Source organism: Nostoc sp. UIC 10630, assembly GCF_010747425.1.
Classification (GTDB): domain Bacteria; phylum Cyanobacteriota; class Cyanobacteriia; order Cyanobacteriales; family Nostocaceae; genus Nostoc.
The window spans coordinates 19,328-46,047 of the sequence record NZ_JAAGOG010000045.1 but is presented as its reverse complement, the minus strand read 5'-3'; the positions used below and the strand labels follow the sequence as shown (position 1 = coordinate 46,047).

21 protein-coding genes are annotated in these 26,720 nt (G+C 42.7%); 8 read left to right on the top strand and 13 right to left on the bottom strand.

Annotation, left to right across the window (positions count from 1 at the left end; all coding sequences use genetic code 11):
• The first annotated feature begins 164 nt into the window (after positions 1-164).
• Together G1O98_RS13605 and hemJ are read left to right on the top strand one after the other, a co-directional pair.
• On the top strand, positions 165-1,016 hold the full coding sequence (locus G1O98_RS13605; protein WP_163929294.1) for an alpha/beta fold hydrolase: 852 nt from the start codon (positions 165-167) through the stop codon (positions 1,014-1,016).
• A gap of 188 nt (positions 1,017-1,204) precedes the next feature.
• Positions 1,205-1,786 carry a protoporphyrinogen oxidase HemJ gene (gene hemJ / locus G1O98_RS13600; RefSeq protein ID WP_114085322.1) on the top strand — a complete coding sequence of 194 codons (582 nt, stop codon included), beginning with the start codon at positions 1,205-1,207 and terminating at the stop codon, positions 1,784-1,786.
• Positions 1,787-1,820: 34 nt separating this feature from the next.
• Here hemJ and G1O98_RS13595 read toward each other — a convergent pair whose 3' ends face one another.
• A complete protein-coding gene (locus G1O98_RS13595) occupies positions 1,821-2,729 on the bottom strand; it encodes a peptidoglycan-binding protein (RefSeq protein WP_163929293.1) in 909 nt (302 codons plus the stop codon).
• 391 nt (positions 2,730-3,120) lie between these two features.
• Between G1O98_RS13595 and G1O98_RS13590 the strand changes: the two genes are divergently transcribed.
• Positions 3,121-6,195, top strand: a complete 3,075-nt coding sequence (locus tag G1O98_RS13590; RefSeq protein WP_163929292.1) for a COR domain-containing protein — start codon at positions 3,121-3,123, stop codon at positions 6,193-6,195.
• A 257-nt stretch (positions 6,196-6,452) separates the two neighbouring features.
• Here the strand turns inward: G1O98_RS13590 and G1O98_RS13585 are convergent, their stop codons facing one another.
• From G1O98_RS13585 to G1O98_RS13555, 7 genes are all read right to left on the bottom strand, one after another.
• Positions 6,453-6,761 carry a hypothetical protein gene (locus tag G1O98_RS13585; RefSeq protein WP_163929291.1) on the bottom strand — a complete coding sequence of 103 codons (309 nt, stop codon included), beginning with the start codon at positions 6,759-6,761 and terminating at the stop codon, positions 6,453-6,455.
• 30 nt (positions 6,762-6,791) lie between these two features.
• Positions 6,792-8,807: a tetratricopeptide repeat protein gene (locus G1O98_RS13580; protein WP_163929290.1), complete on the bottom strand. Its 2,016-nt coding sequence runs from the start codon at positions 8,805-8,807 to the stop codon at positions 6,792-6,794.
• A gap of 37 nt (positions 8,808-8,844) precedes the next feature.
• On the bottom strand, positions 8,845-9,588 hold the full coding sequence (locus tag G1O98_RS13575) for a toll/interleukin-1 receptor domain-containing protein (RefSeq protein ID WP_163929289.1): 744 nt from the start codon (positions 9,586-9,588) through the stop codon (positions 8,845-8,847).
• A 265-nt stretch (positions 9,589-9,853) separates the two neighbouring features.
• Positions 9,854-11,572, bottom strand: coding sequence for an NAD+ synthase (locus G1O98_RS13570; RefSeq protein WP_163929298.1), 1,719 nt, complete (start codon positions 11,570-11,572; stop codon positions 9,854-9,856).
• A 252-nt stretch (positions 11,573-11,824) separates the two neighbouring features.
• Entirely contained in the window at positions 11,825-12,571 is a 747-nt protein-coding gene (locus tag G1O98_RS13565) for an NUDIX domain-containing protein (protein WP_163929288.1), read from the bottom strand.
• Positions 12,532-13,131 (bottom strand): nicotinate-nucleotide adenylyltransferase, encoded by a 600-nt coding sequence (locus G1O98_RS13560; protein ID WP_163929297.1) that lies wholly within the window; start codon positions 13,129-13,131, stop codon positions 12,532-12,534. The genes G1O98_RS13565 and G1O98_RS13560 overlap by 40 nt, the downstream gene beginning before the upstream one ends.
• A gap of 4 nt (positions 13,132-13,135) precedes the next feature.
• Positions 13,136-14,551 carry a nicotinate phosphoribosyltransferase gene (locus G1O98_RS13555; protein ID WP_163929287.1) on the bottom strand — a complete coding sequence of 472 codons (1,416 nt, stop codon included), beginning with the start codon at positions 14,549-14,551 and terminating at the stop codon, positions 13,136-13,138.
• 456 nt (positions 14,552-15,007) lie between these two features.
• Between G1O98_RS13555 and G1O98_RS38750 the strand changes: the two genes are divergently transcribed.
• The gene (locus G1O98_RS38750; RefSeq protein WP_167306193.1) at positions 15,008-15,160 is read left to right on the top strand and encodes a hypothetical protein; all 153 of its coding nucleotides are present in this window, start codon (positions 15,008-15,010) and stop codon (positions 15,158-15,160) included.
• Positions 15,161-15,341: 181 nt separating this feature from the next.
• On the opposite strand, the gene G1O98_RS13550 is transcribed toward G1O98_RS38750, so the two are convergent.
• The 3 genes from G1O98_RS13550 to treZ form a co-directional block, all read right to left on the bottom strand.
• Entirely contained in the window at positions 15,342-16,859 is a 1,518-nt protein-coding gene (locus tag G1O98_RS13550; RefSeq protein WP_163929286.1) for a trehalase family glycosidase, read from the bottom strand.
• A gap of 348 nt (positions 16,860-17,207) precedes the next feature.
• Positions 17,208-20,006 (bottom strand): malto-oligosyltrehalose synthase, encoded by a 2,799-nt coding sequence (gene treY, locus G1O98_RS13545; protein ID WP_163929285.1) that lies wholly within the window; start codon positions 20,004-20,006, stop codon positions 17,208-17,210.
• 383 nt (positions 20,007-20,389) lie between these two features.
• Complete coding sequence (gene treZ / locus G1O98_RS13540; protein WP_163929284.1) at positions 20,390-22,237, bottom strand: malto-oligosyltrehalose trehalohydrolase; 1,848 nt, start codon at positions 22,235-22,237, stop codon at positions 20,390-20,392.
• A gap of 25 nt (positions 22,238-22,262) precedes the next feature.
• Here treZ and G1O98_RS13535 point away from each other — a divergent pair, with 25 nt between their 5' ends.
• Complete coding sequence (locus tag G1O98_RS13535; protein ID WP_163929283.1) at positions 22,263-22,466, top strand: hypothetical protein; 204 nt, start codon at positions 22,263-22,265, stop codon at positions 22,464-22,466.
• Positions 22,467-22,530: 64 nt separating this feature from the next.
• Here G1O98_RS13535 and G1O98_RS13530 read toward each other — a convergent pair whose 3' ends face one another.
• Both G1O98_RS13530 and G1O98_RS13525 read right to left on the bottom strand, forming a co-directional pair.
• A complete protein-coding gene (locus tag G1O98_RS13530) occupies positions 22,531-22,938 on the bottom strand; it encodes a DCC1-like thiol-disulfide oxidoreductase family protein (protein WP_012411948.1) in 408 nt (135 codons plus the stop codon).
• Between the two features lie 247 nt (positions 22,939-23,185).
• Complete coding sequence (locus tag G1O98_RS13525; protein WP_163929282.1) at positions 23,186-23,359, bottom strand: hypothetical protein; 174 nt, start codon at positions 23,357-23,359, stop codon at positions 23,186-23,188.
• 184 nt (positions 23,360-23,543) lie between these two features.
• On the opposite strand from G1O98_RS13525, the gene G1O98_RS13520 reads away from it, so the two are divergent.
• The 3 genes from G1O98_RS13520 to G1O98_RS13510 all read left to right on the top strand — a co-directional run bounded on the left by G1O98_RS13520 (position 23,544) and on the right by G1O98_RS13510 (position 26,462).
• Positions 23,544-24,596, top strand: coding sequence for an aldo/keto reductase (locus tag G1O98_RS13520; protein ID WP_163929296.1), 1,053 nt, complete (start codon positions 23,544-23,546; stop codon positions 24,594-24,596).
• 182 nt (positions 24,597-24,778) lie between these two features.
• Positions 24,779-25,351, top strand: a complete 573-nt coding sequence (gene dps / locus G1O98_RS13515) for a DNA starvation/stationary phase protection protein Dps (protein WP_163929281.1) — start codon at positions 24,779-24,781, stop codon at positions 25,349-25,351.
• 394 nt (positions 25,352-25,745) lie between these two features.
• A complete protein-coding gene (locus tag G1O98_RS13510) occupies positions 25,746-26,462 on the top strand; it encodes a pirin family protein (RefSeq protein WP_163929280.1) in 717 nt (238 codons plus the stop codon).
• Positions 26,463-26,720: the final 258 nt, after the last annotated feature.

The window sequence follows — 26,720 nt, the reverse complement described above, 5'->3', positions numbered from 1 at the left end:
AGCTATTTTAAATACACCAATATCAACTGCTGCCAAATTACCCTGGAAAATTAAACAAATGGGTTTACCTTTGGTAGCAGGGGAGCAGGGGAGCAGGGGAAGCAGAAGAGAATAATAATTCCTAACCAATGACAAATGACAAATGCCCAATATAGGAAAATAACGTGTCAATAACAGAACATAAAATCAATGTAGATTCACTTGAATGGTTTTATCGAGAATCTTTACCAATCGGCAGAACAGACTTAGCGCCTGTGTTGTTGTTACACGGCTTGGTTTCACAAAGTTATAGTTGGCGTAATATTATACCGGCTTTAGCGAATCAAGGTACAAGAGCGATCGCACCAGATTGGATTGGTTACGGCTTTTCTGCAAAACCAGAAAAACGAGATTTTGCTTATACTCCCGATGCTTTTATTACAGCTTTAGAAGGATTTGTCAAAGCCCTAGAACTTGAACATTTTTCTTTAGTTGTCCAAGGCTTTTTAGGTTCTGTAGGATTGCAATATGCTTTGCGTCATCCAGAACAAATTGCCAACTTAGCTATTTTAAATACACCAATATCAACTGCTGCCAAATTACCCTGGAAAATTAAACAAATGGGTTTACCTTTGGTAGGTGAAGTAATGACTCAAGACCCCTTATTAGTTGACCGAACCCTAGAAGGTGGTAGCCGTTATCGCATAGGAGATAAGGAATTAGATATTTATCGAAAACCATTTTTGCAAAGTTCTTCATCTGGGCGGAGTCTGTTATCAAGTATTCGCAATTTACAGCTTGATTCAGCAATGACCGAAATTGAATCTGGTTTTAAAGAATGGCAACAGCCAATTCTGATTCAATGGGGAATGATTGACCCTTGGTTATCTGTAGACGTTGCCCAAAAATTTACAGATTTAGCACCAAATACCGAATTAATAAAACTTAATAACGTTGGACATTATCCTCAAGAACATTACCACGAGGTGATTTTGGAAGACCTTTTACCCTTTGTGCGTCGTAAAGATGCTCATTGACAATATACCTTTGGCAAAAATCGATATTATAAAAATGAAACCACAGATAAACACTGATGATTTATCTGTGGAAAAGAAATAAATTCTGGATCTTTGCCAGACTTATAATTTTATTCCAGACTGCATTTGTGAACTTTTTACTACCACTAAAAATGGCTCACAACCACAAGTAAAGGAGATGAGTATTCATGGCTTATTCTTGGTTTAAAGCATTTCACATTGTCGGATTTGTAGTTTGGTTTGCCGGTTTGTTCTACCTAGTACGCCTTTTTATCTATCACGTTGAAGCGAACCTTGAACCTGAGCCAGCGCAAACGATATTGAAAAATCAATATCAAATTATGGAAAAGCGTCTCTACTACATCATCACGAATCCAGGAATGTACGTGACGATCGCAATGGCCATTGGTTTAGTAACCACTGAACCAGACGTTTTAAAAGAGGGCTGGTTACATATAAAACTGCTGTTTGTTGCTATTTTAATTGGTTATCATCATTACTGCGCTCGACTGATGAAGAAATTAGCAGTAGGCGAATGTGGCTGGAGTGGTCAGCAATTACGTGCTTTAAATGAAGCACCTACAGTTATGTTAGTAGCGATCGTTCTGCTGGCTGTATTTAAGAATAATCTCCCTACAGATATCGCTGCTTGGGCTATTTTCGCCATGATTATTTTGATGGCAGTCACTATTCAACTTTACGCCAAAAAACGCAGACAAGATAAAGAGAAGCTGACAGCACAGATAGGGCAACCACAAGAACAAAGTTAGAAAAATTGGGGTAGCATATCTGTGCTATCCTGCCTTATCCTGGAAACGTTTTCAGTAAATCATCGCCAGGAATCACAGTAGTGTAAAAAGTATATTTGCGATTAGCGACATAACGGCGGTCTTGTTTAACAATCGCCATAAACTCTCTATGTCCCTCACGAGTCCGTCCCACTAAACAACCTGCACTAGCAAGGCGAATATCATTCCGGGGAAAATCAAAGCCGTAGTGTTGATTAACATAAAAATTATCACCTGTATCAAGTTTGTCGCCAGTCCGTGTAAAATCTTTATTGAAATCTCTACAAACAGTGATATCTCCAACTTGCACTAACGCTTCATGAGGCTCTGCTGTGCCGTGAGTGCCAACAGCCCAAGCTTTGTATTGTCCAAATTGAATCCTAGCGGCTCCTTTGGAATTCATCGGGTTATAAGTGTAATACTTTCCTGGTTCTGTAGTTGCTTCCCAGTGGTCTACGATTTTGGGAACACCATTTACTACTTCAATCACAATCCGGCGATCGTTAAATTGATTGGGTGTATCACTGTTGAGAGTCCAGTCTGCATCTATGCCCTCTACATAAACAATGTTGTACTCTTTGGGATTGGTAAATACCTGATAACCTTTGGCTAGCATATATTTCACAATCTTACTAGCGATGTCATTGCCTAGTTTTAAAGGGGGTTTAGGAAGATCGTCTATTTTGGTTTCAATCAGTTCCTTGGCTGTGACTGCTCCTAAAAAGCCACTTTCTTCAGTCTTTGTTAATTCTTGAAATTTTTTGAGAGCTATTACAGAAACAGGGCCAAATTTCCCATCGGCTGGAGGTTCTAGCAAACCTAAGCCGATTAACAATATCTGAATCTGACGAGCCAAGTCTGCATCTTCTGCGATCGCCTCAAATCCCCATTTTTCATCTTTTCCCAAGAAATCTTGTAGTTTCATTATGCACCTGTCTTCATTTACTTACTTCTAAGTATAAACATCATTTTAAAAATTGATGTTGTCCGAAACTATACTCTAGCCTGAAACAAGATGTCACAATTTTTACTATTAATTTATGATTGAGTACGCAAAAATTCACAGGGATGATACTCAAGAAAAAACTATTTATTGGGAATATATATGAAATATTTTCCGTAATTTTTAGAAGATATACATAAAAATGATCAGTATAAAGTTGTACTGGAAGATGTGAAAAATATTCTCTGGCTGCTAGATCGCATATTGCTTCAATGCAATACTTCATACAGGCTACATTATTAATTAGCTCAATTTCTCTGCTGCGCGTCCAAGCAGCAACTCGTCGTCAGACATCGCCTCTGTAAAACCCGAAATGACTAACGAAGAACTGCTGCAAATTATTGAACAAGCTGTCAGAGACAAGGTGACAGAATTAGACCTTTCAGGCAACAGCTTAACAACCCTGCCACCGGAAATTGGCCAACTCACTAACCTGCGATCCCTTTACCTCTACAGGAATCAACTGAGCAGTCTGCCACCGGAGATTGGCCAACTCACCAACCTACAATCCCTTTACCTCAGTTTCAATGAACTAAGCAGTCTGCCACCGGAAATTGGCCAACTCACCAACCTGCGATCGCTCCACCTTTTTGCCAAAGACTTAACAACCCTGCCATTGGAAATTTTCCAGCTCACCAACCTGCAATCCCTCCACCTCAGTTTCAATGAACTAAGCAGTCTGCCATCGGAAATTGGACAACTCACTAAGCTGCAATCCCTCGACCTCCGCAGTAATCAACTGAGCAGTCTGCCACCAGAAATTATCCAACAACTCACCAATCTGCAATTCCTCCACCTCCAGAACAATAAACTAAGCAGTCTGCCACCGGAAATTGGACAACTCACCAATCTGCAATCCCTCCACCTCAGTTTCAATGAACTAAGCAATCTGCCACCGGAAATTGGACAACTCACCAACCTGCAATCCCTTCACCTCCGCAATAATCAACTGAGCAGTCTGCCATCGGAAATTGGACAATTCACCAACCTGCAAGACTTCGACCTCCACAGTAATCAACTGAACAGTCTGCCATCGGAAATTGGACAATTCACCAACCTGCAATTCCTCGACCTCTGCAACAATCAACTGAGTAGTCTGCCATCGGAAATTGGACAACTGTCAAACCTAAAAAAGCTGGATCTTCGTAGAAATCCACTCCCTATTCCACCAGAGATTTTGGGGTCGAAGAGTTTATATCAAGATTCGGGTGATGTGAATGAAATTCTCGATTTCTATTTCCGGGTGCAAGATCCAGCCGAAACCGAACCCTTCTACGAAGCAAAATTCTTGATTATTGGTGAAGGAGGAGCGGGTAAAACCTCTTTAGCCAAGAAAATTGCAGATGAAACCTACAAACTCCAGCCAGATGAGGAATCAACGGAAGGCATTGAAGTCATCCGGTGGGACTTTACACTGCCCAATGGCAAAGATTTTCGCGTCAACATCTGGGATTTTGGCGGTCAGGAAATCTACCATCAAACCCATCAGTTTTTCCTCAGCAAGCGTTCTCTATATGCCTTAGTTGCCGATACCCGCAAAGAAAACACTGACTTTTATTGGTGGCTGAAAGTTGTCGAACTCTTGAGCGACAAGAGTCCAGTTATCATCATCAAAAACGAAAAACAAGATCGTCGATGCGAAGTCGATGGGGGCCAGTTACGAGGAGAATTCAGCAATCTGGAGAAAATACTGGCAACCAATTTAGATACTAATCGCGGTTTAGCCCAGATTAAAGACGCTATTCAGCTATACATCAGCAATCTTGACCATGTTGGTACACCTCTACCAAAACTCTGGGTAAGAGTCAGAGCCGCTCTAGAGAATGATTCCCGAAATTACATCAGCTTTGAAGAATACTGTACCCTTTGCCGAGTCAATAATTTAACTGACCGTAAAGATATGCTGCGCTTGAGTAGCTATTTACATGACCTCGGCGTTTGCCTCCATTTTCAAGACGATTCTACACTTAAACACTACGTTATCCTCAAACCGAAATGGGGGACAACTGCCGTTTACAAAGTTTTGGACAGTCAAACTGTCAAACAAAAGCTAGGTTGTTTTACCAAAGAAAACCTCAAAGATATTTGGCAAGACGGCGAATATGCTGAAATGCACGATGAACTCCTGCAATTAATGATGCGGTTTAAGCTTTGCTACGAAATTCCCGGTCATTGTAACACCTATATTGCGCCGCAATTGCTCTCTATTGAAAAAGCTGATTATACCTGGGACGATTGCAATAACCTTATCCTGCGCTACACCTATACATTCATGCCCAAAGGCATCCTCACCCGTTTTATTGTCGAAACGCACCCTTGGATTGAAGAGCAAAAACTCGTTTGGAAAAACGGTGTTGTTCTCAACAAAGACCAAACTTGTGCTGAAATCATTGAAAACTACAATCAACGGGAAATTAAAATTCGTGTAGCCGGAAATCGCAAAAAAGAATTGATGGCTGTAATCACCCATGAACTCGAAAAAATCCACAACTCTTATGAACGTTTGCAATATCAAACCCTAGTTCCTTGTAACTGCAAAAAATGTGAAGGTAGCCAAACTCTTTATAGTTATCCTCTGAACGAACTGCGTGAGTTCCTAGATGATGGTGCTTACCTGATTCAATGTAGGAAAAGCCGTCAAATGGTAAATGTCCGCAGGCTAATTGATGATGTCATGTTCCAATCCGATAGACCAGATGGGGAACTCAACCCCCAGGTTGCACAGTTGCAAAATGAACTAGAACGAAAGCGAGATGAATCATTGACACATCGGTTACGAGATAGCAACCAAGAAGAAAAACCCATCATTAATAGTCAATCTGCAATGGAATTCGAGAAGGAAATTTTCATCTCTTATGCTTGGGGTGGAGAAAGTGAGCAATTTGTCAATCAACTGGATGAGACTTTGCAGGCAAAAGGAATCAAAATTATCCGAGATAAACGCGATTTGGGCTACAAAGGACTGATTAAAGCCTTCATGGAACGGATTGGACGCGGTAAATGTGCGATCGCAGTTATTAGTGACAAGTATTTAAAATCTCCCAATTGTATGTTTGAGCTAGTACAAATTGCTAAAAATGGTAAATTTTATGATCGAATTTTCCCGATTGTGTTAGCGGATGCCCAAATTTATAAACCTGTTGCCAGACTTAAATATATTAAGCATTGGGAAGACGAAATTAAAGAATTAGACGAAGGTATGAGAGAAGTTGGTGCAGCTAATTTGCAGGGATTTCGTGAAGAAATTGACCAATACACAGAGATTCGCAATGCGATCGCAGAACTCACTAACCTGCTAAAAGATATGAACACGCTCACCCCTGATATTCACAGCAAATCAGACTTTGAGGAATTGCTGAATGCGATCGCACAGCGTTTAGATGAGTAAAAATAGCCTACTGGTAATGTTTTTAGGTAGATCAATGTCTCAGATCGCAACACACAATGTCATTGCGTTCGCGTAGCGTCTCGTAGAGAGCGAAGCGAAGCAATCCCAGCCCTTGCGATTGCTTCGCTTTGCTCGCAATGACAGTAAATATTTTTGTCCGACTACTTAAAAGGCGCAAGTTCGAGGATAAAAGGCGCAAGTCCGAGGATAAAAGGCGCAACTGCGAGGATAAAAGACGCAACTGCGAGGGTTAAAGGTTAAGCGATCGCTCTTTTAACTCGACAACTCATGTTCAAAGGTGCAAGCTTCGAGTTCAGAGGTGTAATGATCGCCCTTTTTGCTCGACAGTTGGTGTAAAAAGGCGCAACTTCCGAGTTCAGAGGTGGAGCGATCGCCCTTTTTGCTCGACAGTTCATGTAAAAAGGTGCAACTTCCGAGTTCAGAGGTAGAGCGATCGCCCTTTTAACTCGACAACTCGTGTTCAAAGGTGCAAGCTTCGAGTTCAGAGGTGGAATGATGAAGCTTTGAGGTGAAGCGATCGCATCATCAACAACAGTTGAATGCAAACCGTTGAGATGAATAAAACTGAGAATATTCTATCCACCAAAAAAACGTCCTCGAAAACCCTTCTTCTCATTTCTATAAATCTCTAAGTTTTTACGAAAAAGAGTACTACTAGGATCGAGGCTAACAGCTATTTCCAGTTCGGCGATCGCTTGTTCTAGTTTCCCTTGAGCTTTCAGCGCCAGCCCCAGGTTATTGTGAGCATATGCATTATTTGGGTCGAGGTGCAAAGCTCTTTGGTAGCAGGCGATCGCTTCTGACAACTTCCCTTGCTCGGACAGCGCTAGCCCCAAGTTATTGTGAGCATTTGAAAGGTTGGGGTCAAAGCTGAGAGCCTGGCGATACTTAACAATTGCTTCTTCCAGTTTGTCTTGATTGTACAGCGCCAACCCCAGGTTATTTTGCTCTATTGCATCGTCCTTATTCTTCTTATTCCTAACAAACTCTAAGTTGTGGCGAAACAGAGTATTGCTAGATTCGAGGCTAACAGCTATTTTTAGTTCAGCGATCGCTTGTTCCAACTTCCCTTGTTCGTACAGTGCAAAACCCAGGTTATAGTGAGCGTTTGCATCGTTTGGGTCGATTTGCAAAGCTCTTTGGTAGGCGGCGATCGCTTGTTCCAACTTCCCTTGTTCGTACAGTGCAAAACCCAGGTTATTGTGAGCGGTTGCATCGTTTGGGTCGATTTGCAAAGCTCTTTGGTAGGCGGCGATCGCTTGTTCCAACTTCCCTTGCTTGGACAGCACAGTCCCCAGGTTACAGTGAGCGGCTGCAAGGTTTGGGTCGAGGCGCAGGGCTTGTTGGTAGGCAGCGATCGCTTCTGACAACTTCCCTTGCTCGGACAGCACAGTCCCCAGGTTATTGTGAGCAATTGCATAGTTTGGGTCGAGGCGCAGAGCTTGTTGGTAGGCGGCGATCGCTTCTGACAACTTCCCTTGCTCGGACAGCGCTAACCCCAGGTTATTGTGAGCGAGTACAGAGTTCGGGTAAAGACGGAGGGCTGCTTTGTACTTGACGGCTGCTTCCTCGAACTTTTTGGCTTCGCGTAAATGATCTGCTTTATTAATCAGGCTGGTGACTTTATCTTGACGCTTTTCTTGCTCTTGTGCAGTGACTTGCTCCTCAAGCAGAGTTACATCATCATCGCTGAGTTTTAAGATGTGCTGATAATTCTTTAGTCCTTCACGGCTATGGTCTCTGAGTGGATACTCCCATTGCAGGACTTTGATTAATTCTTGCTCATATCGTCGCAACTTTTGCTGATAGTCCTCCAGCGATGCCTCTACATTTTGAACACTGACAACCTTTAGATACAAATCTCCTCGTTGATTGGTTATCGGGTTAAGTTTACCTTTACCTCGAATCCGCAACTTCTTAGCAGGACTAAAACCAGATGGAACAGTCACAGTAATTGAGCCATCATCCAGTGCAATCTTCTTTTCTGTACCGTATGTCAATTCAACAATACTCAGAGGGAGTTCTAGGGTTAAGTCAGTTTCAATTTGATTACCAGGCTGAGATGGAGCATTATCTGCTGCGGGTTTGAGAGCAAGAGGCTTTTGGTTTGCTGAACTGTCTTTGGGAGGTGAGTAATTCGAGCTAGCAACTAATCGCGCTACCTCTTGCCGAATTCCCTTGACAACTTCTAAGAAAGCTTCATCTCGGTCATTCCAGCTTTTTATCGGTTTGCGATTACTAGGCAGGGGTGACAATTTATCAATGGGAGGATTGTCCCAATCTGCATGGCGTAGCAATACCGGAATCACACGAGCCTTACCTGCGGCATTTTGTTCTAAGGCTCGTGTAACTTCAACTGTCCAGTGATAGTCTGAAGCAATAAAATCTGGACTCACTAACAGTAGAATTAGCCCAGCCCGTTTGAGGTATTTATTAATTTCATCTTGAAACTCTTGCCCAGCAATAATTTCGCGCTTGTGCCAACTGGTAATAGTTTGTTCCCGCAGCAAAGTCGCTAAATGCTTCTCTAACTCTTCGCGCAGTTCTTCATCTTTTTGGTGATAAGAAATAAAAACTTCAATAGATGTCATAGTGATATGGCAAGACGCTGGCTGGTTTAAAAGAAAACTACAAAAGCTTTTGCTCGATTTCCTCAAGCTGCTGATCTAATTTACTCTGTTCAGTTTGGGTTTGCTGAATTTGCACTTCTAGCTTCAGCTTTGTAGATACATCGGTTTCAATGGAGTAAGCTTGGCGTAACCGACTTAATTTCTCGCTCTGTTGGTCATATTGTTGTTGCAATGAATCCCGTTCTTGCTCGAATCGGCGACGCTGGCGTTCAGTTAAACCCCCACTAGTTGCAGCAGCGCTAGAAGTCTCTGGTGTAGTAGTTCCAGAAGCATTTGAGGAAGAAGGTTTAGATTTAGCAATGTCTTCAACTACTCTGCGAATTCCTTGAGCGACATTTAAAAAAGCCTCATCTTGGTCTGGCCAGGTTGTCACAGGTTTAGCATTTTTAGGGAGTGCTTGCAGTTTCCCAAAAGGCGCACCATCCCAGTCTGACGGCTTGAGAATAATTGGAATTACACGAGCTTCTCGCGTTTCGTGTCGCTCCATTGCCCGTGTCATTTCTTTGTCGTAGCAATAATCTGAAGCCAGAAAGTTAGCACTCACTAACAGCAGAATGATATTTGCAAGTTCAAGATTGTCATCGATCGCATTTGCCCATTCACTACCAGCAGTGATTTCGCGATCATGCCAAGCTTCAATAACTCCTTGACGTTTCATCATGCTGAGATGAGTTGCCAACTCGTCTCGCAACGCTTCATCTTTGTGGGAGTAGGAAAAAAATACTTTAACTGGATTAGACATATTCTTGAATCTACTTAATTAAATAGCTGTATAGGAGTAAGTTAATTTTCGCAAAATAAAAGCCCAAATACAGATTATTTATTTAAAGTGAATTCGACAGTTATATAGTGTTTTCCTAATCCTCTTAATAAAAAGATCACTAAGAGGTTTTACAACGCAAAACCTGTCCCTCTCCGATGCGGAAAGGGACAGGTTTTAATAAAAGTTCAAGGCAGAGAGAGGTTTGATAACTAATTACTTGATTTGCGGATGAGCATCTTGTCCATCACAACAAACTAAGGTTAGGTGTAGCTGTAGTTTTAGCCTGGTAAGCCTTTTTAACACCTACCCAGTTACTAGCAATTGGCATTCGCCAACCAGTTCCAAAGGCGCGATCGGTGATTTTTAAGCCGGGGGGTGCTTGTCGCCGTTTAAATTCAGCCCGCGCCACCATTTGGATTACTCTATCTACAATCACCGCATCGTGACCGGCTGCAACAATCTGTACTGCTGATTGGTGGTTGTGAACCAGGCGTTGCAAAATATCGTCCAAAATTTCGTAAGGCGGCAGAGAGTCTTGATCTACTTGACCTGGTTTGAGTTCGGCGCTGGGTGCTTTAGTCAAAACGTTTTGCGGGATGATTTCATTGTTGCGATTTAACCAATGACAAAGTGAATACACACGGGTTTTAGGAACATCTGCAATTACCGCTAACCCGCCATTCATATCGCCGTAAAGAGTACAGTAACCAACAGCCATTTCTGACTTGTTACCTGTAGATAAAAGCAGATAGCCAAATTTATTAGCGATCGCCATTAATAAATTACCGCGAATCCGAGATTGGATATTCTCTTCAGCCAGTCCAAACTCAGTACCCGCAAACAAATCGCCTAAAGTTTGATCGAAGCCTTGCATTAACTCGCCAATTGGTAAAAGATTAGTCTTAATCCCCAAATTTTCAGCTAATGCCAAAGCATCACTAATGGAATGCTCCGAACTATAAGGGGAAGGCATGAGGACACCAAGGACATTTTCTTTACCAAGTGCAGCCGTGGCGATCGCAGCTACTATTGCCGAGTCAATCCCGCCACTTAAACCCAAAACTACTTTAGAAAAGCGACACTTACGAGCATAATCTCGCACTCCTAAAACCAAAGCTTGCCAAATTTCTTCATCTTCTGATTCATAAACAGGTGCTACAGAACCCAATAGTAAATCGCTTTGTACCTCATCAAATTCAACTACCATTAAATCGGTATCAAAGCCACAGGCGCGAGACATAATTTCACCTTGACGATTCAATGCAAAACTCCGCCCATCAAAAATTAGATCGTCATTTCCGCCAACTTGATTAGCATAAATAATCGGTTGTTGAAAACGCACTGCACTATGACTGAGCATTGTTTCTCGAAACTGTTGCTTGCCGACTGTGTAGGGAGAAGCAGACAAATTGACAATCAAATCTACACCGAGAATTGCTAAGTCAGCAATTGGATTTACTGCGTAACTCCGTTTGCCCCAAAATTCCTCATCATTCCATAAATCTTCGCAAATAGTTACACCAATATCGATATTATCTAAAGTAAAATAATTAGCTTGCAAACCTGGTTCAAAATAGCGACGTTCATCAAATACATCGTAAGTAGGCAAAAGTCGTTTGTGAAAAACTTGCTTAACCTGGCCATTCTCTAACAAAGCCATGCTGTTAAATAAGGTTTTACCGCCACTAATATGTGCATTGGGGTTCGGTTCAACAGTTCCTACCAACACAGCTAAATTTGGTGGCAAATCTTGAGCCAAGTTTTGTAAAGTGATGCCCATCGCTTCCACAAAACTAGGATTTAGTAATAAATCTCGTGGTGGATAGCCACATAAAGAAAGTTCTGGTGTCAACAACAAACGCGCACCGCTAGATGCTGCGCGTTGTGCCGCCTCTAGGATTTTTTGAGCATTTAAAAGCAAATCACCAATAGTAGGATTAATTTGAGCGATCGCAATTTTCATATTATTTGTCATTAGTCATTGGTCATACCCTGCGGGAAGGCGAAGCGCCTATATCATTTGTCAAGAGTCAGTTATGACTTTTGACTTTGCAATACGGTTCGGTTAACGTTTTAATATTTTGAATATCCCCCGAACCTCCTTAAAAAAAGTGGCTTATAATCCTCTTCTACTCCCTTTTTAAGGGGGTCGCCGCAGGCGGGGGGATCTTAACCGAAAGGTATTACAGGAATTTGGACTTTGTAAAGTGATTGGTTAAATAAACACCAAAGGCTTATCTTTTAAGGGAGCAAAAGCTTCCGCGTCAAACTTATACAAACTAGCCGGACGACCAGCACCTCGTGATACCTTAATTCCGGTATCGCATAAAAAACCTAACTTGAGTAGACGCGCCCGAAAATTAGAATAATCGGAAAAGTTATCACCTAAAACTGTGGCGTATAACTGATATAAATCATTCAAGGTGAACATTTCTGGTAAGACTTCAAAAGCCACCGGGCTATACTCTAATTTATTTCGCAATCGCCTGTGTCCATAAGCCAAAATTTCATTATGGTCAAAAGCTAATTGCGGCACTTGTTTTACTGGATACCAAGCGATGCCAGTCATGCGATCGGCAATCAATTCGGCTTCCTCAAATCGCACTAGGGCAAAGTAACTAACTGATAAATAACGCACACCATAACTATCAGTTGCTTCCCGTGGATCGCGATTTGGCCCGCCAAATGTATAGAGTTGTTCTAAGTAGAGATTGTTGACCTTAATTTTTTCCGCCATAATTCGATAAGCGGCATCTTCTAAAGACTCTCCGGGACGCACTAAAGTACCGGGAAGACTCCAATGATTTAGAAATGGTTCTTGCTGTCGCATTACGAGTAGAACTAACAGCCGATTTTGTACAGTATCTACAGAAAAAATTACATTATCAACACCAACCTTGAAATCGGCCAAAGGTTGTTGGTTTAACGGAGTTGGTATCTTTTTTGGTGAACGTCCTGGCATTCGTACAAATGCTCTCGATTAATATAGGCAACTACAGGGGCTGTGAGGGCTTGAGAATCTCCATGTTCGCGGTACGCTGTTGAGGAAACATCTAGACCGATCAGACTAGCGATCGCAATTTTCCCTCCCAGCTTTTGTACTACCTCTGAACTAGACTCATCTATGGCATATCCGGGTCGCGGTACAATAAGTAGTTGCACTTGCTGTAACAAATCTTCAATGTGATACCAACGTGGTAGCTGACTCAGTAAATCTGAACCAATAATCAACGTCAATTCAGCGTCTTCACCCCAAGTAAGCTTGGCTTTTTCTACTGTTTCCAGTGTTCTGAAGCTACTTAATTCTTGTTCCAAAGCAATATTGTGCCTTGGCGCGTCTATATCCGCAATTAACAGTCGCAACATTGCCGCCCGATGTTCTAAGGGTGTTTGATGAGACTTAAACGGATTATCCGCCGCCCAAACCGCTACCCAATCATAACGCTCAGACAACCAACTCAGAATTTTTTGATGTCCCGCAGTTGGTGGATCGGCACTAGTACCAAACAAAGCAACTCTCATCATCTTACTTTGCGTCCTTGGCGTCCTTGGCGGTTCGTTTCTTAGTCTCTTCAGTCAACACCCGTAACCCCTCAGAAATTTCCACATCTACAGCCACAGGATGATCCAAAAGCCGTGTTTGTTGTGGCAAACTGGCAACTGAGGCTGTGGTACGTTGACGAATTGTTGCCAAAGACTCTAACGGTTGCACCCGTTGACCCTCCTGCACTACCAATTGCAACAAAGGCTCTTCATCCAAAGGAATTTCACCTAAGAGTCCCAACCTGTCTGCTTTTAACTTACCTCCCGTAAATGAACGAAAAATCTGCTTGCGCCCTGGATAAGTAACTTTACCACTTGACTGCTTCATCACTGGGATACCATCAATGTCTACAAGTTTATAGACTCCATTTACAGGCGAACCTGTAACTAATCTGGTTCCCAATCCGTAACCATCAATTTCAGCCCCAGCAGCTTTTAATCTGGCAATTTCCCACTCATCCAAGTCGCCACTGGCAAAAATTGGTACACCGGGAAGGAGCGATCGCACCTGCTTTGATAAGGTAACTAAATCTCCTGAGTCCAATCTCACTCCTGTTAATTGCATTTCCCCGGAACTTACTTTTTCAGCCAAGCGCTGGGCAGCAGCAACGGTATCGTAAGTATCAATCAGCAACGGCGCACCCGGAAAATATCGATGAAATGCACTAAAGGCTTGTTCTTCAGTGCCTTCTATTGCTGACAATGCCATCACCAGGGCGTGCGCCATCGTACCACTTGGCTGTTGTCCCAGTTGTAGCGCTGCTAACACATTTGAGGTGGAATCTAAACCACCCGCCAAAGCCGCCCGCGCCGCCCACAAAGACCCTTGGGGGCTAAATGCTCGTCTTGTGCCAAATTCTAAAAGTGTTGCTGATTCCCCCGCTACATCCCGCAAGCGTGCTGCCTTTGTGGCAATCAAAGTCTGGTAATTAATCGTATTTAAAAGGTAAGTTTCTACTAATTGCGCTTGCCAAAGGGGTGCTTCCACTCGTAACAGTGGTTGATTGGCAAACACAGCTGTCCCTTCTGGTACTGCCCAAACATCACCAGTAAATTTCCCCTCAGCTAAAAGTGACCAAAAGCGATCGCCTGCATGAGCGAAAATTCCCGTTGCCTTTAATGCCGCAATTTGCGCGGAACTAAAGCGGATTTTGGCTAAATATTCCAATGCCTGCGTCAGCCCCATTGCAATTAAATAACCAAAACCCTCTGGTAATCTTCTGACAGACAACTCAAAGCTGGCCCGTCGTTGTTCAATACCTTCGCCTGTGTAACAAGCTGCCATCGTCAACTGGTAAAGGTCGGTCAGCAAGCTGTAGTCATCAGCCGAGAGGTTTAGTTCCTGGTTCTGCTGGCTTTGCTGTTTATATACATAGTCCAAATCTGGCAAAGTTGTCATGCAAGAGCTTCCTTACAAGATGCTTCTTTTATTTATGGTAATATTTACCATAAATAATGTCAACTCCCGGCAAGTATATTTTCTGAGATTGCCGTATACCAATAGATTTATCGGCAAATTAATACTAACTTCATAGAATACTTAATGTTTTTTAATAGTAATAGCTAGTAATAATGTTAATAGGATAAGGCGGCTAATGAAAAGAAATAAGATCCTGTAGGGCAAGTTTGTTTACGAACCTCTTTCCCAGACTGGGGTTGAAAAAAGGCTAAGTTACAATTACAATTAATGAGAAAAGTTTGGCTTTCTGACAAGCTAAAGTATTGCGAAGTTATCTGAATAAACATTGCATATAATCTCAATATATTGAGAACATGAGCCACCGAAGAATATCAGCATTAAAGTATAGCTATCACTTAATATAGCGACTCGATCGAAAATAAGGAGTCAAATATCATGGCTATTTCCAACATCATTGCAAACATAACCAAGTATATTTCTGAAGCTGCAATGCGGATTTTTGGGCCGAATGATGACGCTTATCCTGCTACAGGCGTACAACCTTTTACAGGTGAACCTTACGATAAGCGTAAAGATGATAATAATTAGGTGCTGAATATAAAAATCTCTGCTGATAGGAGCGGGCAAGATGCCCGCACTACTTATTATCGGTGTTTTATATCTCTAATATCTTGATCTAGTTGAATTAATGTGGCTTTTTGGCTAACAGGTTTTACCATTTTAAATAAATACAGATAAAAGCGTGAGGAAAAAACTCACGCCTTTTTATTTAAACTTTTTTCCCACCGCCTGCTAAAAGTTCCAGGATGACTCCATTTGTCCAGCCGAAGCCAACTTCGTTAGAACTATATCCAAAGGAAATTTCGTCAGAAACGTTGGCAGAACAGCGTTCAACATCATATTTCTCAACTAAGGTGTTGTGACGCTCGAATTCTTTAATTACCATAGCCAGGAATTTGTTAGCAATGCGATCGCCTTCTGTATGAAACCCGTAACGGTGAAGTCCCTGGACAGCAATGAATGTCAATGGTGCCCAACCGAAGGGAGCATCCCACTGGTTCCCGGTGATATGAGTACTGGTAAGAATTCCGCCTGGGGCTTCAAACAAAGAGAGATTTTCCACGACACGCTGGGCTTGGGCTTGAGAAGAAATTCCCAGCCATAGGGGATAGAATGTGGTTGCAAATTCGTAGCAACGGCGTTTTCCACTCTGGAAGTGATAGTCGCAATAGAGTCCTCGTTCTTCATTCCAGAGAAATTGATCGATCCGATCACGCCGATATTCGCCGCGATCGCGCCATTGTTTTTCTAGTTGTTCGTTCCCCAAAACAGCGTTAATTTGCGCCAAGTCTTGTTCTACCTGATACAGCAAACTGTTGAGGCACACAGGAGCGTAGTGGAGGATATCAGCGCTGAAGGGGCCAAATCGGTTGGTGATATCAAAACCGGACTCGCGCATGGTGCGATCGCCCTTGTAAAATAGGTGGGTCAGTTTGTCATTTTCCCGATCGTAGTAAAGATTAACGTCGTAATCTTCAACGTCAAAGGTTTGGTAATATTCCTTGACGCGATCGTAGTGGCTTTTTCCCTCCTCATCTCGCTCAGAGAACACTACTTCTGGCGCGGGGCCTTCGCCAAAGGCATAAAATCTGGATAAGCCGGTTCCGGGATTCAAATGGGGCGGTACTACCCAGTAATAGTAAAATTGTTCTAGCAGTGGTACGGTTGTCCTCAACCACTCTTCATCCTGGGTGTGCTGGAATAGTGCTAAAACCATCATGCTGAGGACTGGAGGTTGCGATCGCGACAGCATATAAGTTCGGTTAGCATTGAGGATAGTACCGTAATGCTTTACCTGGTACAATAATTGGTCTACCTGGCTTTGCGCTAGATCCCATTCTTCATCGTGCAAAAGTCCCAGTAATATAAAGTAGCTGTCCCAGCCATACATTTCGTTAAATCGACCACCTGGTACGACATAAGGGCCTGGTAGGTATAGTAAGCCATGCTCTTTAATCGCTTCCACTTCTGACGGCAAAGTGCGAATTTGTAGCTGTTGCATATCTTTGGGATATAGCGATCGCTCTAACACACGCTGAATGTTGGGATAATCTTCTAAGGGGGAAATGTAGACAATCCAGGGAGTGTCGGTTTTGTGGTCTAGTTTGGTATCTTTGGCAGATTGTAATAGGTGTTCGTGCGATCGCGTTAAGGTTTTCCACGTTTTTTTGATATGGAAGCGCACTTTGTTTATCTGCGTGGTACTAAGTTGTGGGGGAGTGGTCATAATTTAATTTGGCGGGGTGTTGAGGAGTTTTGGAGGAATTTTTTTAACGCAGAGGGACGCGGAGTTTTTACGGTATCTGGAAAACGTCTCTCCTAGAAGGCTACCGTGTACACACAAGCCTGAAATAGCTGATTAACCAAGGTTTTACCCCACCCTAACCCCTTTATAAGGGGGGAGGGAACTAGATTTCCGGCTTCCCCCCTTTATAAGGGGGGATTGAGGGGGGTAATAGGACTTGTATGTACACCGTAGCCTAGAAGGAGAAAGACTTTAAATTTTCCCCCTTCCCGCGACGAGTTGGGGGTTAGGTTTTTCGTGGACTGCTAAATTGTCAGACGTAAAACAGATTCATTCTGCACTACTAACTAACAGAGCAACTGGAAAATGGGCAAGGGCAGATCCGATAGATAGGGTTTCTGTAGCCTGTAAAGGTTGTTCAGTTAAAACGTTTGTCCAGGTGGGGGAAGTTCCAGAGGGTAATTGTAGGTGAGTATCTTGCCAAACTGACTCACCCAAGGGGTTGTCTCCAGGCTGGATGAGGCTGGTTAAAAAGCGAGGCGCGATCGCGATCGCTGTTTGATTCCCTTCTTGCCGTGCAAAGGCGATTATGTGATTGGCGTAAGTTCCCTGAACTTCTAAGGGCAGATAGTCGCCATCCTGGAATAAGGAGACATAGTTTGTTCTGGCTTTGAGTAATTGAGCCGTTAAAAACAGTTTGATTTTGCCATCTGTTTTATCGTTTAGCAACTCCTGAATTAGTCCGAGAATATCTGTTTTGGCTTGTTCGCGGATGTCGTTTAAGTAGGTACGTCGCTGTTCAAAATCTACGGGACGGCGATTGTCTGGATCGACTAGGCTGAGTTCCCAAAGTTCTGTTCCTTGGTATAAATCGGGTACGCCGGGTGCGGTAATCTTCAGCAGAGTTTGAGAAAGGGAATTGAAGATACCATACTCTGCAATTCGCTGCTGAAAGGGACGAAAGGCTTCTAGAAATTCTTTGGAGATAGAAGGGTCTAGTACCTTTTCAATGAAGGAAGTACAGGCTTCTTCATACTCGCTATCAGGTCGCAACCATGCTGTATGCACTTTCGCTTCTCGAATTGCCTTAATTATATAATCCTTCACCCGTTCCACGAAGGATGCGTGTTCCTGTTCTGCAAAGGGAAACGCCCCTACTAGGGTTTGATAGAGAAAATACTCATCGTTGCGATCGGGCATAGCAAACCCGTGGCGATGACTGCGACTTCCTCGATTAATAGCACTCCAGGTATTTACCTGCTGATCCCATTCATTAGGGATTTCTGACAATACATTCAATCTAGCCCTCACATCTTCGCCGCGTTTGGTGTCGTGGGTAGCTGTGGTGTTCATTGTGTGAGGCCAGGTTGCTTGGTGCTGTTTATTAAAGGCATGAAATTTGGCTAAATCGATACCAAAGTGACCGGGATTTCCCCCGACTTCATTTAACGATAGCAACCGATTGTAAACATATAATGTGGTGTCTTCTACACCTTTGGCCATTAGCGGGCCGCTATATTGCTGCATCCGCAAGACAAAATATATCCACTGTTCGCGTTCTGTTTGAGTCAGAGAATTATCAAAATCTAGCACCATTAACTTTTCAATAAAGGTCAGTTCATGCTGCAACAAGGGCGTTTGTTCTTTGGCTTGGCGAATTACTTCTTGAATAGTAGCGCGATCGCTATCCCCAATCCCATCTGGTGTAATATAGGTGCGGTAAATCGGGAACAGAGTTAAAACTTCTGCGATCGCTCTTTTCAAGCCATTCAGGGTAAAGTCATTGCCATAGCGGTATTTGCTGGAAATGTTCTTTAACAAAAGAGCCAAATTGTCAATATCACCCGCTAAATTCTTTTCTAGTATCAGGTGCTTTTTATCCTTCACTACCGATGAATAATCTACTCTGGAACCAATAAAGTTTTGATAAATTTTATCGAAGGATGATTCATTTTCTGTTTGACAAAATACCCCATTTACATAATTAAGAAAGTCATATCCCGATGTACCTTCAATTTCCCAGTTTTCCGGCAGGTCTTCGGTTATTTCTAAAATCTTCTCGACCGTAATATAAACATCTCCCGTCTTTTCTCGGAGCCTTTGTAGATACTGGATTGGGTTATAGAGTCCATCAATATGATCGATGCGTAAGCCTGTAAATTTGCCCTCCTCAACCAGCTTTTGAATGAGGCTATGGGTATTATTAAAAACCCGCACTTCTTCAACTTTAACGGAAATCAGTTCGTTGACAGTAAAGAAACGGCGATAGTTCATTTCTTCCGCCCCAACTTTCCAGAAAGCGAGACGGTAAAATTGATCGTTGAGTAATTCATCTAACAAGTTAAAGCTCTCTGAATTACCTGGTTCTCCGTTGAAAGTTTGGATATTTTCGTCAATGAACTCGCGGATAGCATCATTTGTGGTGTAAAGTTCCCAAACTAATCCTTTAATAAATGCAATTTGGTCTTGTCGCTGTTTTCCAGCAACTTCTGAAGGCACACTTTTGAGAATATACAAAATACCCAATAGTTTAATAAAATCGGGGTGATTGCGTCCGAGTGTGCGTGTGAGTTTGCCCAGATTATGGGTAATAAATTTTGTATAAGACTCTAATCGTAGCGGCAGTTTTAAGCTGTAATAATTTACGGTTAAACCGTTTTGTTCGTATTGTAGTTGAATGTGTCCGTTTTCTAGGGATGCACCGTAGAAATCTCCCAGCAAAGGAGCAAGAATTCGCTCTTGGCGATCGCCAAAGGGAGCATTCCAAGAAAGATCGAAGTAGTCAGTATAGCTGGAATCTGGGCCGTGTTCCAGTATGTCCATCAAATAATCGTTTTCGCTGCTATAGGCCATGTGGTTGGGCACTATATCTTGTAACCAACCCATACCAAGGGATTGGACTTCGCTAACTAATTCATCAAAAGATTCATTAGTTCCCAGTTCTGGGTTAAGTTGAGTGGCATCTACTATATCGTAACCGTGGGTACTCCCAGATCGTGCCTTGAAAATGGGGGAAGCATATAAATCAGAAATACCCAAATCTGCTAGATAAGCCGCGATCGCTTTAGCATTGTCAAAGCCAAACTGGGGTGTAAACTGAATTCGATAAGTTGCGGTAGGAATTCGCATGAGTTTGTTGTGATAAGAGATGGGGCGATACGGTTCGGTTAACGTGTTTGTCTTTGGAAGATCCCCCCAACCCCCCTTAAAAAGGGGAGCTTTTCCTGATCTTTACCCCCTTTTTAAGGGGGTCGCCGCAGGCGGGGGGATCTTATCTGAAACCTATTGACAGGTGGGGGAATTTGAACCTTTTAGCTCGAATGTTGAGCCTTTTTACTCGGACGTTGAGTCTTTTTACTCGGACGTTGAACCTTTTTACTCGGACGTTGAGTCTTTTTACTCGGACGTTGAGTCTTTTTACTTGAACGTTGAACCTTTTTACTTGAACGTTGAACCTTTTTGCTCGAACGTTGAGGTTATGAGGCTGAAACTTGAAGTTCTAACTCTCCCCCTCATCCTTTTTCATACAGTACTAAACTAGTAGGTTGCAATTTCACTTCTTTTCCCATAGACAGATGTTCATCTGTTTCAGAACCAGGCCCAGACCATGAGGTATCAGCAGAGTCTAACAATTTATTAGCATTATGCTTAAACGGCAGAGTTATTGTGACTGGAGACGAATTAAAATTCATCACAAATATTAGTTCACTTGATTCACACCAACGACGCACAATAACTAACTGCTTGTCTTCATCGCTAGTCGCTTCGATGAAATTGCGGTCTTGATTTAAAAGTGCTGGATGCGTCTTGCGTAAATTAATTAACTGACGATACCAATCCCACAGAACTTTGTGATTTCCTTCATGGCGTAATTGCCAATTGAGTTTAGACTTTAGGAAAGTTTCTGCCGATTCGGGATCTGGGGGATCGTCTGCATAGTGAAATGCTTCAAATTCTTCTTTGCGTCCGGCTCGAACTGCTTGAATTAAATCGGGATCGGAGTGACTGACAAAATAAATGAAGGGTGCAGTTTCTCCATACTCCTCACCCATAAATAACAGGGGTAAGTAGGGTGAAAGCAGCACAGCGCCAGCAGCTAACTTCAATCCTTCAAAAGAGATCCTCTGAGTGAGGCGTTCTCCTTTCATTTGATTGCCGATTTGATCGTGATTCTGAATGCAGACTGCAAACTGTGATAAATTGCGATCGCGGCAAGATATGCCATGAAATCGCTTGCGGTGTGGTGCATACTTCCAATCGTAGACAAAAGTATGTTCATAAGCTTTTGCCAACTGAGCTGTTTGCCCAAAATCTTGATAATATCCTTGGCGATCGCCTGTCAAGAGTGCGTGCAATGAATGGTGAAAATCATCACTCCATTGGGCATCAAGACCATATCCACCTAATTCTGCTGGACGAATGATTTGCGGATTATTCAAGTCACTTTCAGCAATTAAATGGCGTTTCCATTTTTGCCCTTGTTGTGAAAAATGATGAACTGCTTCCGCCAGTTCCCAAAGAAAATGCTTTGCTCCTAAATCGTAAATTGCTTGAATAGCATCAAGCCGCAACGCATCAATGTGGAACTCGCGCAACCAGTAAAGCGCATTTTCGACAAAATAATTTCGCACACCCTGACTATGGGCATCATCGAAATTCATCGCATCGCCCCACGGCGTTTTATAGGTTTTAGTAAAGTAGGGGGCGAACTGACTCATATAGTTGCCTTCTGGCCCAAAGTGGTTATACACCACATCCAACACCACAGCGATATTGTGTTGGTGGCAAGCATTTACCAGTTGCTTCAGTTCGGCTGGGCTACCGTAGGAATTTTGGACGGCAAAAGGGTAAACGCCATCATAGCCCCAGTTGCGGTATGCCAGAGACGCTTCTATATGGGTGTCTCCCGGAAACTGGGAAATGGGCATGATTTCTATCGCATTAATTCCCAGTTCCCTAAGTTCCGGTAGACGAGAAATGATGGCGGTGAAAGTTCCTTCAGGTGTGAAAGTACCAACATGGAGTTCGTAAAAAATCATCGACTCCACAGGGATACCAGTCCACCCTTCATCAGTCCACTCAAACTGATGATCGACAATTTGAGACGGGCCATGCACTCCTTCAGGTTGATACTGCGACGCGGGATCGGCAAAAGCGTCTTGGCCATTCAAGACATACCGATAAAGCGTGCCTGGATACACATCATTTACTTTCGCGTGCCAATATCCCTCAGACTGAGGCTTGAGGGGAATAACCTGCTCCTGTGGTGTCAAAGTTTTTACAGTGACGCTATCTAATAGCGGCGACCAAACTGTAAATTCACATTCTCCATTACCCAAGTAGTTAGCACCAATTCTCACGCAGTATCCCTCCCGTCAGTATGTTGTGCCGAATTGTCGTGCGATGGCGTACCCGCCCACCGGAGGCGATCACAACATTGATTGCACAATGTTTACAAACACGCCAGATAGCATAATGGTTCGTCTACCAGACTTTTTGCTAGCACCTGGAGGCGGATTTTTTACAGGACAAATTCTGTCTAATGATAAATTTAGTTGTGAAAGAGGCAGCGCAATACTGTTCGGTTAAGGTTTCTTGATAAAAATTTTAGATTGCAAAGACGCGATGGATCGCGTCTTTTGCTTGTCGCGGTTTAAATTGGTTTGCAGCTACCATCTACACAATAAGACGACTCATAAGTATTAGAACGCTTACCAAATATGGTGTAGCGGTTATCGCGAATTTGTTCGTAAAAGCGATCGCCTGCCCATTTCATCCCCGGTAAGGCTCGATAAGCGTCTACAAATACACTTCCTACTGGCAATAATCGCCCAATTTCTTCAGCTGCGTTACTACCTTGCCAACGTCTCTGAGGTTCATTGCCATCAATTAAAATCATCCCCTGTTCACAATCTTGGGCTGTAATTCCCCACTGTAAAAGTGTCTGCTCATCTTGCATCGGAGCATAGCGAAATAACTTTCCCTTGTCTAAGGTTTCTAGCAATTGCACTAAAGTAACGCAGAGATTACAATTTCCGTCGTAGATTACATAGTAGTTCATAAAAATAATTATTTTAGCGTAGAAAACTGTAGCGATCGCTCTTGCCTCAGTAAGAGGTTGTTTAAAAAGTCTAATTTATTACTCACCAGGCGATTGGAAGTCACGGCTACACAGTCAAAACCCACCTCCGTGGGTTAAAACCATTGATTTTCTCTTAGTCCACGGAGATGGACTTAGTTTGTGTAGTAGCGTTCGCCCTTGGCGTGCCGGAGGCATCATTCTATTCGCCCTATTCGCCTAAAACTTTTCAAACAACCTCTAATAGCGCATTAACAAAGCAGGCTAATGCATTCACAATGCAAGCGATCGCATTTACAAAGCGGGCTAGTGCATTCACAATGCAGGCGATCGCATTCACAAAGCGGACTAGTGCATTTACAAAGCGGGCTAATGCATTCACAAAGCGGGCTAATGCATTCACAATGTAAGCGATCGCTTTTGCTTCGCTAAAGTTAAGTTAGCGCGAAAAAACCCAAGTATATTACAAAACGTAAAGAGGCTTAAAGCCCTTACTAATGACCAATGACAAAGGACAAATGACAACCTTTGTTATGATGCCTTTGGAATGGTATTCGCGTTGTTTTTTCGTTAAAGAGAAAATATTCATGAGATACAAACTCTTAGGCAAAAGCGGATTAAGAGTCTCTGAACTCTCCTTGGGAACCATGACCTTTGGTGAAGATTGGGGTTGGGGTGCATCTGTTGACGAAAGTCGTAAAATCTTTGATACATATACAGAAGCAGGGGGAAATTTCATTGACACCGCCAACGGTTATACCGATGGTAGTAGTGAAAAAATTGTCGGTGAGTTGATCGCAAAAGAACGAGAACGCTTTGTAGTTGCGACAAAATATTCCTTTCCCTTGCAGATGAATGACAAAAAGGGCGACCCTAACGCCAGTGGAAACCATCGCAAGAATTTAATTCAGTCTTTGGAAGGTAGCCTGAAACGGCTGAACACCGATTACATTGATTTATTTTGGTTACACGCTTGGGATTTTACAACACCTATTGAAGAAGTCTTGCGATCGCTTGATGATGTAGTTCGTCAAGGTAAAGTACTTTACATTGGCATTTCTGACGCACCAGCTTGGATCGTTTCTCAAGCAAATACTATTGCTCAGTTTCAAGGATGGACGCAGTTTGTCGCGCTTCAAATTGAGTATAGTTTAATTCAGCGAACACCAGAACGTGATTTGCTACCGATGGCTAAAGCTTTTGATTTGGCGGTAACGCCTTGGTCGCCCTTGGGTGGCGGTGTGCTAACAGGTAAGTATAATCAGCCTCCTCAAGCAGGCGATGAACAAGGACGATTAACAAATCCAGGCTTAGGAAGTATTTCAGAACGGAATTTAGCGATCGCTCAAGTTGTTAGTGAAGTTGCAGCAGAAATTGGCCACACACCCTCACAGGTAGCATTAGCTTGGTTACTAGCTCAAAGTGGTGTGATTATTCCCATAATTGGGGCACGTAAATTAACACAGTTTCAAGATAACTTAGCTTCTTTAGATGTCAGCCTTTCGCCCGAACATCTGCAACGCTTAGATGAAGTTAGCAAAATTGAACTGGGTTTTCCCCATGACTTTTTGCAGAATGATGTAATTCGCGATCGCCTTTTCGGTGGTACATTTAATACCATAGAAAACCATCACATCTAAATATCATTTTTAACTTCACTTTTCACAGAAAAAAGTCTCAATCCAAAATCTAAAATTTCAAATGGTATAAAGCCTTAAACAGTAACACATTCAGGCATTAATACAATCCATCGTCAGAGAGTTTCGCACAACCAGCCAATATCTGTAAAGTTAGATTTAAAAGGCATTAACAACGTAGACCCATGAGCGACAACAGCATTACATCACGTTTGTACCCTACCCGCATTGACATTCCCGCCAAAGCGAGAGTTCAAATCGTGGTACTTCTCAACCAAACCTTAGCAGCTACTTCGGATTTAAAAACCCAAGCAAAGCAAGCGCATTGGAATGTTAAAGGAACTGACTTCTATCAGCTACATCTATTATTTGATGAACTTGCTGGGGAATTGGAAGGATACATCGATTTAGTAGCTGAACGCGTCACAGCTTTAGGCGGATACGCTTTCGGAACAGCCCGCGCCGCAGCTAGTAATTCAATTTTGCCAGAATATCCCTTAGATATTTTGGATGGTAAAGATCATGTGACAGCCTTAGCAGATCGCTTTGCACTCTATGCGAAACATATTAGAGAAGCGATCGCAAAGACTGATGAATTAAACGACCTCGATACCGCCGATCTTTACACCGAAATTTCTCGTACTATTGACAAACGACTCTGGTTCTTAGAAGCTCATCTACAAATAGCAGAAATCAAAGAAGAGAATGGTAACGCTGGTACTACTAAAACTCAAAAGATTCCTGCTGCTGTAAAATAAGCACTTCTGAGAAAAGTAGTCTTTCTTAAATCTAATAGTATCTTTTTGGTAAGTACGTCACTTTTAAGTGCGTACTTTTCATTTATATGTATATACCTTACTATTGAAATAGTTCAAAACGAAGTCAGGAAATTCACCAATATCTTCAACAAGCGAGCCATTAAAATTAATACTTAAACTTTAAGAAGTTATTAGGTGAGTGAAAAAGTATGCTAATTCCATTTTGATTTCAAATCCCAACTTTAGATTTTTCCTGCAATCTAAAATCGTTCAGTGAGCGTATCGCTAAAGCGAAAGCTTCGCTAACGCGTAGCGTTCCGCAGGAAAGTCTAAAATCTAAAATTCAAAATTGAGTCGTTCCTAACTAAATACTCATTAACAAAGAGGTAAATTTATGTCTCAAAATACAATTACCCACTTAATTCACGATCGCAATGCCCGTGGTCACGCGAAAATGGGCTGGCTCGATAGCTATCACACATTTTCTTTCGGTAGTTTTTACGATCCCAACCGTATGGGATTTCGCTCTCTGCGCGTGATTAATGACGATCGCATCGCCCCTGGTGCGGGATTCCCTACCCACAGCCATCGTGATATGGAAATCCTCACTTATGTCTTAGAAGGTGCTGTAGAGCATAAAGACAGCTTGGGTACTGGTTCGGTAATTCGCCCCGGTGATGCCCAAATTATGAGCGCTGGAACTGGAATCAGCCACAGCGAATTTAATCCTTCACCAACTGAACCACTGCACTTACTGCAAATCTGGATTCTTCCCGATCGAGAAGGAATAACGCCAAGATATGAACAAAAAGCTTTTCCTCTCGAAGAAAAGCGCGGTAAACTCCGCTTAATTGCCTCTAAAGATGGGCGCGATGGTGCTGTGACAATTCACCAAGATGTTGAGTTATACACATCTGTTTTAGAGTCAGGCGATGTTGTCAATTATCAAGTCAAAAGCGATCGCTATGCCTGGTTACAAATAGCCCAAGGTATAGTCGATTTAAATGGAGAAGAACTCAGAGCCGGCGATGGTGTGCAAATCAATGGTGAAGAACAGCTAGAAATTAGCACCAACATCGGCGGCGAAATCTTGCTTTTCGATTTAGGCTAATATCTCTTTTCTCTGTTAAAGGCTCATTTAGATGAGCCTTTAACAGAGAATATAATGTGCTTTGGGGTGAATTATGGCGATCGCAATCTCCGACAATTAAGCCACAAGTCTAAAAAACTGCTGAACGAGTATCAAAGGCTCCCGCACGAGTATTAAAGACTCGCCAACGAGTATTAAAGACTCTCCCGCGAGTATCAAAGACTCTACCGCGAGTATCAAAGACTCGCCGACGAGTATCAAAGACTCGTGGATGAGTAT